Origin of the sequence: Sphingopyxis sp. KK2, from assembly GCF_001990265.1 — a bacterium.
GTDB lineage: Bacteria > Pseudomonadota > Alphaproteobacteria > Sphingomonadales > Sphingomonadaceae > Sphingopyxis.
Genome location: NZ_LYVN01000114.1, coordinates 1 through 13,379, shown reverse-complemented (window position 1 = coordinate 13,379; position 13,379 = coordinate 1). Strand labels below are relative to the sequence as shown.

Here is a 13,379-nt window from a genome sequence, read left to right as displayed (position 1 = left end):
CCTTCGAACTGTCGGACGGCGCCGCCACAATTGACGATGATGCGGTCGGCGCCGTCCGACAGTTCGAAGGCGAGCGTCGAAGCGCAGCCCGCCTCGGTCACGCGGGCAATGGGGGGCGGGGCGGCGTCGGCGAGCAGCACGACCTTGTTCGCGACGAGCCGCTGATAGCCCCAGTCGCGTGCCTGCTTGAGCGGCCGGGTGCGCACCCCGCTCGCGGTGACGATCGCCTGGATCTGTTCGGCCGCGATCGCGCCGCTGCCCTGCCAATTGCCCATGCCGCCATCGGCGTGGACGAGGCCGAGCAGCGCGGGCACGGTGCGGGCGAGCACTTCCTGGACGAAGGGCGGCACCTCCATGCGTCGCATATCATAGATGCGCGCGAGCATCGCGAGCGCCATGATCGCGTCGAGCTGCGCCTGCGGCGAGCGCGCGATATTGCCGCCGTCGGCGTAGAAGCTCGTTTCGAGCACCTTGCGCAGCCCCGCTTCGCCGAACACCTGCCGCGGCTCGCCGCCGGGCATCAGCAGCGACGCCGCAACGATCCCGGTCCAGGCGACGAGCTGGCCGATGCCGGGGCGCGTCTTGTCGGCGACGCGGTCGAGGTGGCGCGCCGCGCGGGCGAGATGGTTGAGCACCGCCGAGCGGTAGATCAGGTCGCTCGACGACAGGATCAGCGGCGCGTGGAAGGCCCAATAGAGGATGCGCCAGCCGGTGTTTTCGGCGCTCCACGCCGGCTCGCCGACGGTCTCGCCATTGGCGGCGAGCCAATTGCGCACCATCGCCTCGGCGATCGGGGCACCGTCGGCGCGGCTGCCCGTGGCGGCGAGGTCGCGCAGCCAGGCGAAGCTGTGGAGATAGTCGGCGAAGGTCGGGGCGACGTCGAGTGCCGCGAAATCGAGGTCGCCGAGCGAGAGGCGAAGCCCGCGATGGAGGAAATGGCCGGCGCGGATCGCGGTGCCTGCGCGCGTGTCGCCGGGCACCGGGTCGACCGGCACGCCGAGCAGCTTGAGCGGGAAGCGGCCCTTGAGGCGAAAGGCGTGCAGCGGGGTGCGCCAGGTCAGGCGGGTGAAATGATTGGCGATGCGATCGCCGAGCGACAGGCCCTTTTCGGCCGGCAGGCGGATCAGCCGCTTGCCGGGTTCGATGCTGTCGTCGAGCGGCGCGCCATCGTCGCCGGCGTCGGGAAGCTGGTTGACGGGGGCAGAGGTCAAGGCTCTTCCCTCCACGCTTCAGGCGCCGCGGAGGCTTCGGATATTGCCGGCGTAGGCGTCGGGTCCGCCGCGGAAGGTCGCCGTGCCGGCGACGAGGACATCGGCGCCGGCGGCGATCGCGAGCGGCGCGGTGGCGACGTCGATGCCGCCGTCGACCTCGAGCCGGATGTCGCGGCCCGATTTCTCGATCATCTTCCTGACCGCCTCGATCTTGCGCAGTTGGCTGGAGATGAAGCTCTGGCCCCCGAAGCCCGGGTTGACGCTCATGATCAGTACCAGGTCGATGTCGTCGATCAGATAGTCGAGCATCTTGGCCGGGGTAGCGGGGTTGAGCGAGACGCCCGCCTGCTTGCCCAGCGACTTGATGTGCTGGACGGTGCGGTGGATGTGCGGGCCGGCCTCGGGATGCACGGTGATGATATCGGCACCCGCCTCGGCAAAGGCGTCGAGGAAATGATCGACGGGCGAGATCATCAGATGGACGTCGAAGGGCAGGGTCGAATGCGGGCGCAGCGCCTTTACCACCGCCGGGCCGATCGTCAGATTGGGCACATAATGGCCGTCCATGACGTCGATATGGACCCAGTCGGCGCCGGCCGTTTCGATGGCGCGGACTTCCTCGCCGAGCCGTGCGAAATCGGCGCTGAGGATCGAGGGGGCGATGCGGATGGGTTGCGGTGCGGCGGACATGGGGATCGGCCTTAACCGCCTACCGATGGTGGGGCAAGCGGCCCCTATGGGCTAGTGGTGGAAAAGCCGATTTATCGCCAGCGCCACCCGCCCTCGGTTCGCGCGCGGTAGATCGGCATCGGCGCGAGGCCGGCGAGGATGACGAAGATCGGCATCAGCATCGGCCGGTCGCGGAGCAGCACCGCGACCCCGGTGATCAGCGCGATGTGGAGCGCGATCACCAGCCAGCCCTGCCAGGCGATCGGCAGGCCGGTGCCATAACCGCGGCGCTTCGGGCGGAACCAGGGGCGGTCGTCGAGCAACAAATGCAGCATCTCAGCTTTCCTCCTTGGGTGGGCGCCCGCGTTTTGCCGGGACGGGCGGCTTGACGGTCACGCCGCGCCGCGCCAGCGCCTCGCGCAGCAACACCTCGATCTCGGCATTGGCGCTGCGCAGTTCGGCGGCCGCCATCCGCTCGATCGCGGCGTAGAGCGCCGGATCGAGGCGGAGGGCAAAGGCCTTTTTGGACTGGGCAGCCACCGACCCGTCCTCAGTAGAGCGAGCCGGTGTTGACGATCGGCTGGGTGTCGCGTTCGCCGCAGAGCACGACCATCAGGTTCGATACCATCGCCGCCTTGCGCTCGTCATCGAGCTCGACGACCTGCTTTTCGGACAATTGCTGGAGCGCCATCTCGACCATCGACACCGCGCCCTCGACCAGCTTGGCGCGCGCCGCGACCACGGCTTCGGCCTGCTGGCGGCGGAGCATCGCGCCGGCGATCTCCGGCGCATAGGCCAAGTGGGTGAGGCCGCATTCGTCGACGGTGATCCCCGCGACGTCGAGCCGTTCGATCAGCGCCTTGCGCAGTTCGACCCCGACCTCGTCGTGATTGCCGCGCAGCGTGATTTCCTGATGCTCGATATCGTCATAGGGGTAGCGCGAGCCGATCGAGCGCACCGCGGCCTCGATCTGCGCCATCACGAATTCCTTGTAATCGTCGACGTCGAACAAGGCCTGCGCGGTGTCGGTGACGCGCCACACGACCTGCGCTGCCATCTCGATCGGGTTGCCGCGCAGGTCGTTGACCTTGATCTTGTCCGAAATCACGTTGTTCGCGCGGACCGCGATCTTCTTGCGCGTGTACCAGGGCAGGACCCAGCGCAGCCCCTCTTCGCGGTCGGTGCCCTTGTACGCGCCGAACAGCTGGATTGCGGCGGCCTCGTTGGGGTTGATCAGATAGAAGCCGCAGAGGATCAGGAAACCTGCGACGGCGGACAGGACGACGACGGCCCATTTCCAGACGACCATGACGTCGGCATTGCCGTTGGTGATCCCCGCCCACAGCGCGACCGCCAACAGCAGCAGCCAGATGAACAGCATCAGATAACCGCTTTGTGTCGCCGCGCGCCCCTCGCGGCTGCGGTTCAGTGCGGGCGTTCCCGTGTCGACCATATTTCCCTCCGAATCACTCAATATAAAGATGATATCATATTTATATCGTATGAGGCGGCGGTCAAGCGCAATCGCAAGGGCGCGGCGCGGCTTGCCAAGCGGGACGCGCGTGCCGCATGGGTGGGGCATGGAGATGCGCGAAACCTGGCCCGCGCGGCTGCGGCGCTGGCTGCGTCGATACGGCCCCGCCGAAGTGGCGGCGGTCGGCGCGAGCTATGCCGGCTATCTGGGGGCGAGCGCGATGGGGGCGCCGCTGGTCGGCGCCGCCTATGCCGCGGCGATGATCGAGAATGTGGGCTTTTATGGCGTGATGGCGGCGCAGGCGGCGTGGACCGCAGCGCCGGGGCGGCGCTGGCGTTCTGTGGCGCTGTTGCTGGTCGAGTTCGGGCCCGCCGAGCTCTTCGACACCTTCCTGATCCGCCCGGCGGCGGTCGGACTGACCGTCTGGCTGCTCGGCCCGGCGCTCGGCATCCTCGCGGGCAAGCTGCTCGCCGATGTCGTCTTTTATGCGCTGGCGATCGCGACGCACGAACATCTGCGCCGCAAGGGGCTGGGATGATCGCAGGGGCGCGGCGTTGACAGCCGCGCCCCCGCCAATCCTTATTCGCCCGTCGGGAAGCCGCGCTTGCGGAGCAGCGCCTTTACATCGGGGTCGCGGCCGCGGAACGCGCGATAGGCTTCGGCGCGGTCGGTCTCGTTGCCGGTCATCAGCAAAATGGTGCGGAACTTGTCGGCGACCGTCCGGTCCCACGGACCGCCGGCTTCGGTGAACGCCGCCCAGGTGTCGGCGTCCATCGTTTCAGACCACAGATAGCTGTAATAGCCCGCCGAATAGGCGTCGCTCGAGAAGAGGTGACCGAATTGCGGCAGGCGGTGCCGCATCACGATTTCCTTGGGCATGCCGATTTCGGCGAGCGTCTCGCGCTCGAACTTGTCGATGTCGGTCGGCGGCGTCTTGCGGTCGTGCAGCTTCATGTCGACGATCGCGCTCGACAGATATTCGACCGTCGAAAAGCCCTGGTTGAACTTGTCCGAGGCGAGGATCTTGTCGACCAGCGCCTGCGGGATCGGCGCGCCGGTCTTGTAGTGCGTCGCGAACTTCGACAGCACCTCGGGCGTCATCAGCCAATTCTCGTTCACCTGGCTCGGATATTCGACGAAGTCGCGCGGCACCCCGGCAAGCGCGGGGTAATAGACGTGCTGCAGCAGATAATGGATGCCGTGGCCGAATTCGTGGAACAGCGTCGTGGCATCGTCGAGGCTGACGAGCGTCGGTTCGCCCTTCGCGCCCTCGGTGAAATTATTGTTGTTCGACGCGAGCACATTGCGTTCGCCGCCGAGCGTCTGCTGGCTGCGATAGGTGGTCATCCATGCGCCCGACCGCTTTCCGTCGCGCGCGAAATTGTCGAGGTAGAGGACGCCGACATTCTCGTTGGTCTTGAGGTTATAGACCTCGAAGGTCTTCACCTTGGGGTCGAAGACGGGGATGGTGCCCGTATTTTCCCTGAACCCCAGGTCATAGAGCTGGCCCGCCGACCAGAACATGCCCTCGACCAGCTTGTCGAGCTGGAGATAGGGTTTCACCTCGCTTTCATCGAGGTCGTATTTCGCCTTGCGGACCTTCTCGGCGTAGAAGCGATAGTCCCAGGGTTCGATGGTGATCTTCGGACCATTGCCGGCCTTGGCGTCGGCATCGGCGATCGCCTGCATGTCGGCGACCTCCTCATGGACGCGCGCAACTGCGGCGGGCCACACCTTCATCATCAGGTCCATCGCGGCTTCGGGGGTCTTGGCCATGGTGTCGGCCATCCGGTACGCGGCATGGTTCGGGAAACCGAGCAGTTCGGCGCGCTGCTGGCGCAGCTTCAGGATCTCGGCGATCGTCGCATTGGTGTCATTGGCATCGCCATTGTCGCCGCGGTTGACGAACGCGGTATATACCTTTTCGCGCAGCTTGCGGTTGGTGGCGTTCTGCAGCACCGGCTGCGCCGACGAGCGCGTGTTCTTGATCGCCCATTGGCCGGGCTTGCCCTGTGCTTCGGCGGCCGAGGCGAGCGAGGCGACGAAGCCCGATTCGAGGCCCGCGAGTTCGGCCTTGTCGGTGACGAAGGTGTAGAGCTTTTCGTCGCCGAGCAGCTTCGACGAGAAGGTCGAGAACAGCCCTTCGAGCTTCGAATTCAGCGCGACGAGTTTCGTCTTGTCGGCGGCCGACAGATTGGCGCCGTCGCGGACCATTTCCTCATAGCTGCGCTCGACGATGCGGATTTGCTGCGCGTTGAGGCCGCTCGAATTGCGGGCGTCATAGACCGCCTTGTAACGCGCGAAGAGCTTGGGTTCGAGGAACAGCTCGGTGTAGAAGGTCGTGAGCTTGGGGCTCCATTCGGCGTCGATGTCCTCGACGCGGTCGTTCGACTTGTTCGAGGTCTGCACGCCCCACAGCGCGAACAGCCGTTCCATCGTGTCGCCCGCGAGCATCATCGGGACATGGGTGTTCTCGAAGGTCGGTGCGTCGGGATTGTCGATGACGGCCTGCACCTGCGCTTTGGTTTCGGCCATGCCCTTTTCGAAGGCGTCGGGGAACAGCTCGGGGTCCATCTTGTCCCACGGCGGCACCCCCTCGAACGGCCCGGTCCAGGGCGCGAGCATCGGGTTGCCATCGGCGGGCGCGGTGGCGGCCGGGGCGGGGGCGGTGGTTTCGGCGGCGAGGGTCATCTGGCTATAACCCACAAGCATCGCGGTCGATGCAAGCATCATCGACACACGACGAAACTGGCGACGAGCAAAAGGGGGCGCGGTGCGCGGCATGTTTCGAATCTCCCGGTGGAAAAGGTTTCGGACGAAACCATGTCGGGAGGCGTCTTAACCCCATATGACAGATATGTGCAAGTTTGCGGCCGGTCAGCCGCCGAACATCGGCTGAGCGAGCCCCGGCACATCGACGCGGAAGGTGAAGACGCCGCCTGCATGCGGCTGCGTGAGGCGCTCCTCGTCGGTCAGGTTCTTGCCCGCGCTGGTGACGAAGGCGGTGCGCATGTCCGCGCCGCCAAAGGCGATCATCGTCGGGCGCTGGACGGGCAGGTCGACCGTCTGGAGCAATTCGCCCGCCGGCGACAGGCGGACGATGCGCCACCCGTCCCACAGCGCCGACCAATAGCAGCCTTCCGCATCGACCGCGGCACCGTCGGGGCGGCCATTGCCTTCGGCAAATTCGTGGAACAGCCGGCCTTCGCCGAGCGTGCCGGTCGCGGGGTCGACGTCATAGGCGTGGACGCGGTGCGTCGGGGTGTCGGCGTGATAGAAAATGCGGCCGTCGGGGCTGAACGCCGCGCCATTGCTCGTCATCAGCCCGCCGAATATTTCGGTCAGCGATCCATCGGGATCAAGGCGGTAGAGTGCCGCATCGCGCTTCGGCTTGTCGCCGGTCAGGCTGCCGACCCAGAGGCGCCCGGCACTGTCGACGCAGCCGTCGTTGAAGCGCTGGTGCGGCAGGTCGGCAAGCGCGGCTGGGCCGAAGGGGCGCGGCACCGCGCCCCATTCGTCGATCAGCGCGCAGCCGTCGCCGAGCGCGGCGACGAGCCCGCCGCCCGCGCGCGGCGCGACGCAGCCGACCGGCTGGTCGAGTTGCATCCATTCATGCTCGCCGCTCGCGGGGGCGAGCCGGTGGATCTGCTGCGCGTCGATATCGACCCAATAGAGGCGGGCTTCGCCGGCGTGCCAGCGCGGCGATTCGCCGAGCAAGGCGCCGGCATCGAGGAGGAGGTCTGCCATGGGGCGAGCCTAGCGAGGGACGCTGCTGCTGCACAGGGCTGCAAAGCTATTCACTGCGCCGCTCTCTATCAACGTCGCCCCCGCGAAGGCGGGGGCCGCAGGAAAGCTTGCACAATTACGATAGCGGCCCCCGGCTTCGCGGGGGCGACGTGCAACTTATCATGCCGTAGCGTCTTTCCACTTGACGTGCACGTAAACGTAAGGTCTTTTGCCGCTCGAAAATTGCGGCCGACTCCCCGCGTGCGTTCGGCTGCCCAAGGGAAAGGAAGATCATGTCGCTCGATAACCTGTCGCGCTCGGCCTATGGCGAGGATCATGAGGCGTTCCGCGCCACGGTCCGCCAGTTCCTCGAAAAGGAAGTCGCGCCCAACGCGGCGCAATGGGCCGAGGACAAGATCGTCCCCAAGTCGATCTGGCCCAAGGCCGGCGAACTCGGCATGCTGTGCCCGACGGTGCCCGAGGAATATGGCGGGCTCGGCCTCGACTTCGGCTATAATGCGATCGTCGACGAGGAAAGCGCGTACTACGGCCGCGCCACGACGGGCTTCTCGCTCCAGTCGGATATCGTCACCAGCTATATCGTCAAATATGGCAGCGAAGAGCAGAAGAAGCACTGGCTGCCCCGGATGGTGTCGGGCGAGACGATCACCGCGATCGCGATGACCGAACCGGGCACCGGCTCCGACCTTCAGGGCATGCGCACGACCGCGAAGAAGGATGGCAATCATTATGTCATCAACGGATCGAAGACCTTCATCACCAACGGCCAGAATGCCGACCTGATCCTCGTCTGCGTCAAGACCGACACCGAGGTGCAGCCGGCGTGGAAGGGCGTGTCGATCGTCCTCGTCGAGGCCGACCGCGAGGGTTTCGAGCGCGGCCGCAACCTCGACAAGATCGGACAGGACGAAGCCGACACGTCGGAGCTCTTCTTCAACGACGTCCGCGTGCCGATCACCAACTGCCTCGGCGAGGAAGGCCAAGGCTTCATCTATCTGATGAGCGAGCTGCCGCAGGAACGCCTGTCGATCGCGGTCAGCGCGCAGGCCTCGGCGCAGCGCGCCTTCGACGACACGGTCGAATATACCCGCGAGCGCAAGGCGTTCGGCAAGCCGATCCTCGACTTCCAGAACAGCCGCTTCGTGCTCGCCGACCTGAAGGCCAAGCTGCAGGTGGGCTGGGCACATCTCGACTGGGCGCTCGCGCGGCACATGAAGAAGGAACTGACCCCCGAGGAGGGCGCCGCGGCAAAGCTGTGGCACACCGACCTGCAATGGGAGGTGATGGACAAATGCCTCCAGCTTTTCGGCGGCTCGGGCTATATGAACGAATATCCGATCGCCCGCGCCTGGCGCGCCGCGCGCGTGACGCGAATCTTCGGCGGCACGAACGAAATCATGAAGGAACTGATCGGGCGGAAACTCTGACGCGAAAACTCTCTCCCTTTGAGGGAGAGAAAGACTTGGCTTGGCGGCTCGCCGCCTAGCAAGTCTTGTGAGGGGATCTTACCTTGGCGTCATCATGCGACGTCATACCCCCTCACCCAGCTTCGACTAGGCGGACGAGCCGCCAAGTCTCCGCAACCCTCTCCCTTGAAGGGAGAGGGGAATTGGATTTGAAAGGAACTCCCCATGGCTCATGCATATATCGTCGATGCCGTTCGTACCGCCGGCGGCAAGCGCGGCGGCAAGCTCGCCGGCGTCCACCCCGTCGACCTCGGCGCCGCGGTGTTCGACGCGATCGCCGACCGCAATGATTTCGACACCGCGAAGATCGACGACGTCATCACCGGCTGCGTCAGCCAGGGCGGCCAGCAGACGATGGACGTCGGCCGCAACGCGGTGCTCGCCTCGAAGCTGCCCGACTCGATCCCCGCGGTCACCATCGACCGCCAGTGCGGCTCGTCGCAGCAGGCGATCCAGTTCGCCGCGCAGGCGGTGATGTCGGGCACGCAGGACATCGTCCTTGCGAGCGGCATCGAGAGTATGACGCGCGTGCCGATGGGCAGCGTCGCGACCCTGTTCATGAAGGAAGGGCTCGGCCATTATAAGTCCGAGCGGCTCGAGGAGAAATTCCCCGGCATCATGTTCAGCCAGTTCGCCGGCGCCGAAATGATCGTCAAGAAGCACGGCTTCACCAAGGACGATCTCGACGCCTATGCGCTCGAAAGCCACCGCCGCGGCAAGGCGGCGACCGAAGCCGGCCATTTCAAGCGCGAGATCGTCGGCGTCGAGATCGACACCCCCGAAGGCCGCCAGCTTCACCTCGTCGACGAGGGCATCCGCTTCGACGCGACGCTCGAGGGCATCGCGGGCGTCAAGCTGCTCCAGGAAGGCGGCTCGATCACCGCGGCCTCGTCGAGCCAGATCTGCGACGGCGCGTCGGCGGCGCTCGTCGTTTCGGAACAGGCGCTCAAGGATCACAATCTGACCCCGCGCGCACGCATCCACCATATTTCGGTGACCGCGGGCGACCCGGTGATCATGCTCGAGGAACCGCTGTTTGCGACCGAAAAGGCGCTGAAGCGCGCGGGCATGAAGATCGAGGACATCGACGCCTATGAGGTCAATGAGGCCTTCGCGCCCGTCCCGCTCGCCTGGCTCAAATATCTCGGCGCCGACCATGGCCGTCTCAACCAGCATGGCGGCGCGATCGCGCTCGGCCACCCGCTCGGCGCCTCGGGCACCAAGCTGATGGCGACCCTGCTCGGCGTGCTCGACGCGACGGGCGGCAAATACGGCCTCCAGACGATGTGCGAAGGCGGTGGCCAGGCCAACGTCACGATCATCGAGCGGCTGTAATATTCTTCAAACCCCTCCCCTTCAGGGGAGGGGCAGCGAGACTTGCGGGCTTGCCCGCTAGTCGCAGCGGGGTGGGCCGACCGGCCTTGCTTCACGCTGCGACCCCCACCCCAACCCCTCCCCTGAAGGGGAGGGGCTTTCGTCAGGAGAGCCTTAAATGAAACTCGATTCCACTATATCCGCCGTCGTCACCGGCGGCGCCTCGGGCCTCGGCGCCGCGACCGCGCGCCTGCTCGCCTCGAAGGGCGTCAAGGTCGCGATCTTCGATCTGCAGGAAGAAAAGGGCAAAGCCCTCGCCGAAGAACTCGGCGGCGTCTTCTGCGAATGCAACGTCACCGACGACGCCTCGGTCGACGCCGCCTTCGCCAAGTCGCGCGAAGCGATCGGGCAGGAGCGCATCCTCGTCAATTGCGCCGGCACCGGCAACGCGATCAAGACCGCCAGCCGCTCGAAGGAAGACGGCAGCATCAAGCATTTCCCGCTCGATGCGTTCAACTGGATCATCCAGATCAACCTCGTCGGCACCTTCCGCTGCATCGCCAAATCGGCGGCGGGCATGATGACGCTCGATCCGACCGAAGACGGTGACCGCGGCGCGATCGTCAACACCGCGTCGGTCGCCGCTGAGGACGGCCAGATCGGCCAGGCCGCTTATTCGGCGTCGAAGGGCGGCGTCGTCGGCATGACCCTCCCCGTCGCGCGCGACCTCGCGTCGGAGAATATCCGCGTCAATACCATCCTGCCCGGCATCTTCGACACCCCGCTGCTCGCGGGTGCGCCGCAGAATGTCCGCGACGCGCTGGGCGCCTCGGTGCTCAACCCGAAGCGCCTCGGCAACCCCGCCGAATATGCCAATCTTGCGGTCTGCATGATCGAGAACGGCTATTTCAACGGTGAGGACGTGCGCCTCGACGGCGGCATCCGCATGGGTCCGCGCTGATATGCCCAAACCGGAGAGCTGGCGGCTGCACGCCGCCAGCTACCCCGTCCACCTCGACCTGCAGACGCGGTTCCAGGACATGGACATCAACGGCCACCTCAACAATGTGGCCTTTGCGGCGCTGTTCGAAAGCGGCCGGGTGCTGCTCAACCGCGAGGTGAGGCCGCTGACCGAGCGTCCCGCGAACGAGCGCACGATGGTCGCCGCGGTCGAGATCAACTATCTTGCCGAAGGCAATTTCCCCGACCCGGTGCTGATCGCGACGGGCATCGGCCGCCTCGGCACCTCGAGCTGGACGATCGTCCAGGCGATGTTCCAGAACGGCCGCTGCATCGCGACCTGTGATACCGTGGTGGTGTGCCGCACCGACGGTGAAGCGAAACCGCTGCGTGCGGAGATGGTCGCGGAGCTGGAAGCGAAGCTGGCGACGGCGGCCTGATGTCCTTCTCCCTTGATGGGAGAAGGACACGCAGCCTTGCGCCGCAGGCGCTAGGCAGAGTTGGATGAGGGTGATGGTGCGCCCAAGCGCCCTCGTTTCAGGCCGAGACCGCACCCCCACCGCTGCGACTAGGCAGCAAGCTGCCAAGTCTCGCTGCCTCCCCCATCAAGGGGGAGGGAACAAAAATCAAAGCTTCTTGTCCGCATCGGGCACCGACCGGATCAGGTCGCGTGCGAAGCCGATCAGGCCGATCTGGCGGCGGCGCTTCAGCCGTTCGGCGCGCAGGATCGCGCGGACCTCGTCGAAGCAGCCTTCGACATGGTCGTTGATCAGCACATAGTCGTAGCCGTCCCAGTGGCTGATCTCGTTCGCGGCGCGTTCCATACGGGCGGCGATCACCTCGTCGCTGTCGGTCTTGCGCGACCGCAGGCGGCGTTCGAGCTCTTCCATCGTCGGCGGCAGGACGAAGACGCGCACGACGTCGGGTCCGGCCTCCTGATAGAGCTGCTGTGCGCCCTGCCAGTCGATGTCGAACAGCACGTCCTTGCCCGCGGCGAGCAATTCCTCGACCGGCGCGCGCGGGGTGCCATAGCGGTGGCCGAAGACATGCGCCCATTCGAGGAACTCGCCGTCGGCGGCCATCGCCTTGAATTTTTCGGTGTCGACGAAATGATAATGGACGCCATCCTCCTCGCCCGGGCGCGGCGGGCGGGTGGTGGCGGAGATCGACAGCGCGATATCCTTGTCGGCCTCGAGCATCATGCGCGAGATGGTGGTCTTGCCCGCGCCCGAGGGCGAGGAAAGGACGAACAACACGCCGCGGCGGTTGAGGTGGACGCTTTCAGCCATGGGCGCTAATTGCGCGGAGACACGCGGCGGTCAAGGGGGAGACATATGGCCGGAATATCGCGCAAGGGCTGGCTGGTCGCCGCGGCGCTCGTCGCGCTGCTCGCCGCGATCCTGTTTGCGATGGGGCGCCCGCCGATCTGTCCGTGCGGCACGGTCAGCCTGTGGCACGGCGTGGTGCAGTCGAACCAGAACAGCCAGCAGATTTCGGACTGGTACAGCTTCAGCCATATCATCCATGGCTTCATCTTCTTTGGCCTGTCGCGCTGGCTGCTGCCGCGCGCGCCCATGTGGGCCGCGCTGGCGATCGCGATCGGGATCGAGGGCGCGTGGGAAATCCTCGAAAATTCACCGATCATCATCGACCGCTATCGCGAGGTCACCATGGCCTTCGGCTATTCGGGCGATTCGATCCTCAATTCGGTGAGCGACACGCTCTTCATGATCGCGGGCTTCCTCGCCGCGAGCCGGATGCGCGGGTGGGTGACCGTCACGCTCGCGATCATCTTCGAACTGTTCACGCTGTGGACGATCCGCGACAATCTGACGCTCAACGTGCTCATGCTCGTTTCGCCGGTCGAGGCGGTGAAGGAGTGGCAGGCGGGGGCCTGAAAACGCCTCCACCCCGCCGGATGTCTCCGGCGGGGCTTCGGGCGACCCGGCTCGCCGAGTGATCGGCACCGGGGATGGCTGTTCGTCACAAGTGCGCGAACGCCGGGCCGGTTCGGTTACAGGCGACAGCGCAAGGTGCGGCCGTCGCGGCTGCGATAGCTGTCGGTGCGGCTATTATAGGATCGATAGGCGCGCTGGCAGGCGCGGACATGACGATACCAGTCGCCATGCTTCGTGAAATGTTTCGGTGGGGCGGGCGGACGCGTGCCCCAGCTCTTGTCCCATTGGCCGTAGCGTGCGTCGCCCTGCGGTGCGGGTTTGGCGGGCTTGGCGGGGGCCGTCGCGGGCTCGGCCTTCGCCGGTGCCGGCCGGGCTTGCGCCGATGCGGCGGGCGCACCGCTCATCGCCAGCGCGGCGAGGGCGGTGAGCAGCAGGATGCGGGGGGTCATCGTCTGTCTCCTTCGGTGGGGGATGATTGGGCTTCGGCGGTGGTTACCGCGCCGTCGCGGTCGCGGTCCCAGGCGTCGAGCATCGCGGCGGCGGGAGCGACGAACTCGGCGCGCGAGATGAAGCCGTCCTCATCGCTGTCCTCGGGGCGCGGAAAGGGAAAGCCGCTCGCCAGATTGTCGCCGCCGCCGGG

General features: G+C 66.1%; 15 protein-coding genes and 1 pseudogene. 6 read left to right on the top strand and 10 right to left on the bottom strand.

The window, feature by feature from the left end; genetic code table 11:
• The 5 genes from B1A78_RS16420 to B1A78_RS16400 form a co-directional block, all read right to left on the bottom strand.
• On the bottom strand, nucleotides 1-1,211 hold a 1,211-nt coding region (locus B1A78_RS16420), incomplete at its 3' end, for a heparinase II/III family protein (RefSeq protein ID WP_083734235.1).
• Nucleotides 1,212-1,229: 18 nt separating this feature from the next.
• Nucleotides 1,230-1,901 carry a ribulose-phosphate 3-epimerase gene (rpe, locus tag B1A78_RS16415; protein WP_077147997.1) on the bottom strand — a complete coding sequence of 224 codons (672 nt, stop codon included), beginning with the start codon at nucleotides 1,899-1,901 and terminating at the stop codon, nucleotides 1,230-1,232.
• 71 nt (nucleotides 1,902-1,972) lie between these two features.
• The gene (locus B1A78_RS16410) at nucleotides 1,973-2,215 is read right to left on the bottom strand and encodes a hypothetical protein (RefSeq protein ID WP_077147996.1); all 243 of its coding nucleotides are present in this window, start codon (nucleotides 2,213-2,215) and stop codon (nucleotides 1,973-1,975) included.
• Nucleotide 2,216: 1 nt separating this feature from the next.
• Nucleotides 2,217-2,420 (bottom strand): hypothetical protein, encoded by a 204-nt coding sequence (locus tag B1A78_RS16405; protein WP_077147995.1) that lies wholly within the window; start codon nucleotides 2,418-2,420, stop codon nucleotides 2,217-2,219.
• A 10-nt stretch (nucleotides 2,421-2,430) separates the two neighbouring features.
• Complete coding sequence (locus B1A78_RS16400; RefSeq protein ID WP_077147994.1) at nucleotides 2,431-3,333, bottom strand: SPFH domain-containing protein; 903 nt, start codon at nucleotides 3,331-3,333, stop codon at nucleotides 2,431-2,433.
• 127 nt (nucleotides 3,334-3,460) lie between these two features.
• On the opposite strand from B1A78_RS16400, the gene B1A78_RS16395 reads away from it, so the two are divergent.
• Nucleotides 3,461-3,892 carry a hypothetical protein gene (locus B1A78_RS16395; RefSeq protein WP_077147993.1) on the top strand — a complete coding sequence of 144 codons (432 nt, stop codon included), beginning with the start codon at nucleotides 3,461-3,463 and terminating at the stop codon, nucleotides 3,890-3,892.
• 41 nt (nucleotides 3,893-3,933) lie between these two features.
• Here the strand turns inward: B1A78_RS16395 and B1A78_RS16390 are convergent, their stop codons facing one another.
• Nucleotides 3,934-6,087 carry a M3 family metallopeptidase gene (locus tag B1A78_RS16390; RefSeq protein WP_256838962.1) on the bottom strand — a complete coding sequence of 718 codons (2,154 nt, stop codon included), beginning with the start codon at nucleotides 6,085-6,087 and terminating at the stop codon, nucleotides 3,934-3,936.
• Between the two features lie 144 nt (nucleotides 6,088-6,231).
• Nucleotides 6,232-7,101: an SMP-30/gluconolactonase/LRE family protein gene (locus B1A78_RS16385; RefSeq protein ID WP_077147991.1), complete on the bottom strand. Its 870-nt coding sequence runs from the start codon at nucleotides 7,099-7,101 to the stop codon at nucleotides 6,232-6,234.
• Nucleotides 7,102-7,373: 272 nt separating this feature from the next.
• Here B1A78_RS16385 and B1A78_RS16380 point away from each other — a divergent pair, with 272 nt between their 5' ends.
• The 4 genes from B1A78_RS16380 to B1A78_RS16365 all read left to right on the top strand — a co-directional run bounded on the left by B1A78_RS16380 (nucleotide 7,374) and on the right by B1A78_RS16365 (nucleotide 11,281).
• A complete protein-coding gene (locus B1A78_RS16380) occupies nucleotides 7,374-8,528 on the top strand; it encodes an acyl-CoA dehydrogenase family protein (RefSeq protein WP_077147990.1) in 1,155 nt (384 codons plus the stop codon).
• A gap of 204 nt (nucleotides 8,529-8,732) precedes the next feature.
• Nucleotides 8,733-9,902 carry an acetyl-CoA C-acetyltransferase gene (locus B1A78_RS16375; protein WP_077147989.1) on the top strand — a complete coding sequence of 390 codons (1,170 nt, stop codon included), beginning with the start codon at nucleotides 8,733-8,735 and terminating at the stop codon, nucleotides 9,900-9,902.
• 157 nt (nucleotides 9,903-10,059) lie between these two features.
• Nucleotides 10,060-10,842 carry an SDR family NAD(P)-dependent oxidoreductase gene (locus tag B1A78_RS16370; protein WP_077147988.1) on the top strand — a complete coding sequence of 261 codons (783 nt, stop codon included), beginning with the start codon at nucleotides 10,060-10,062 and terminating at the stop codon, nucleotides 10,840-10,842.
• A gap of 1 nt (nucleotide 10,843) precedes the next feature.
• Nucleotides 10,844-11,281: a thioesterase family protein gene (locus B1A78_RS16365; protein ID WP_077147987.1), complete on the top strand. Its 438-nt coding sequence runs from the start codon at nucleotides 10,844-10,846 to the stop codon at nucleotides 11,279-11,281.
• Between the two features lie 186 nt (nucleotides 11,282-11,467).
• On the opposite strand, the gene gmk is transcribed toward B1A78_RS16365, so the two are convergent.
• Nucleotides 11,468-12,130: a guanylate kinase gene (gene gmk / locus B1A78_RS16360; protein WP_077147986.1), complete on the bottom strand. Its 663-nt coding sequence runs from the start codon at nucleotides 12,128-12,130 to the stop codon at nucleotides 11,468-11,470.
• Between the two features lie 45 nt (nucleotides 12,131-12,175).
• On the opposite strand from gmk, the gene B1A78_RS16355 reads away from it, so the two are divergent.
• Nucleotides 12,176-12,739, top strand: a complete 564-nt coding sequence (locus B1A78_RS16355) for a DUF2585 domain-containing protein (protein ID WP_077147985.1) — start codon at nucleotides 12,176-12,178, stop codon at nucleotides 12,737-12,739.
• Between the two features lie 116 nt (nucleotides 12,740-12,855).
• On the opposite strand, the gene B1A78_RS16350 is transcribed toward B1A78_RS16355, so the two are convergent.
• Nucleotides 12,856-13,188 carry a BA14K family protein gene (locus B1A78_RS16350; RefSeq protein ID WP_077147984.1) on the bottom strand — a complete coding sequence of 111 codons (333 nt, stop codon included), beginning with the start codon at nucleotides 13,186-13,188 and terminating at the stop codon, nucleotides 12,856-12,858.
• Nucleotides 13,185-13,379, bottom strand: a pseudogene (locus tag B1A78_RS16345) (hypothetical protein); the annotation flags it as partial. The gene B1A78_RS16350 and the pseudogene B1A78_RS16345, both read right to left, overlap by 4 nt.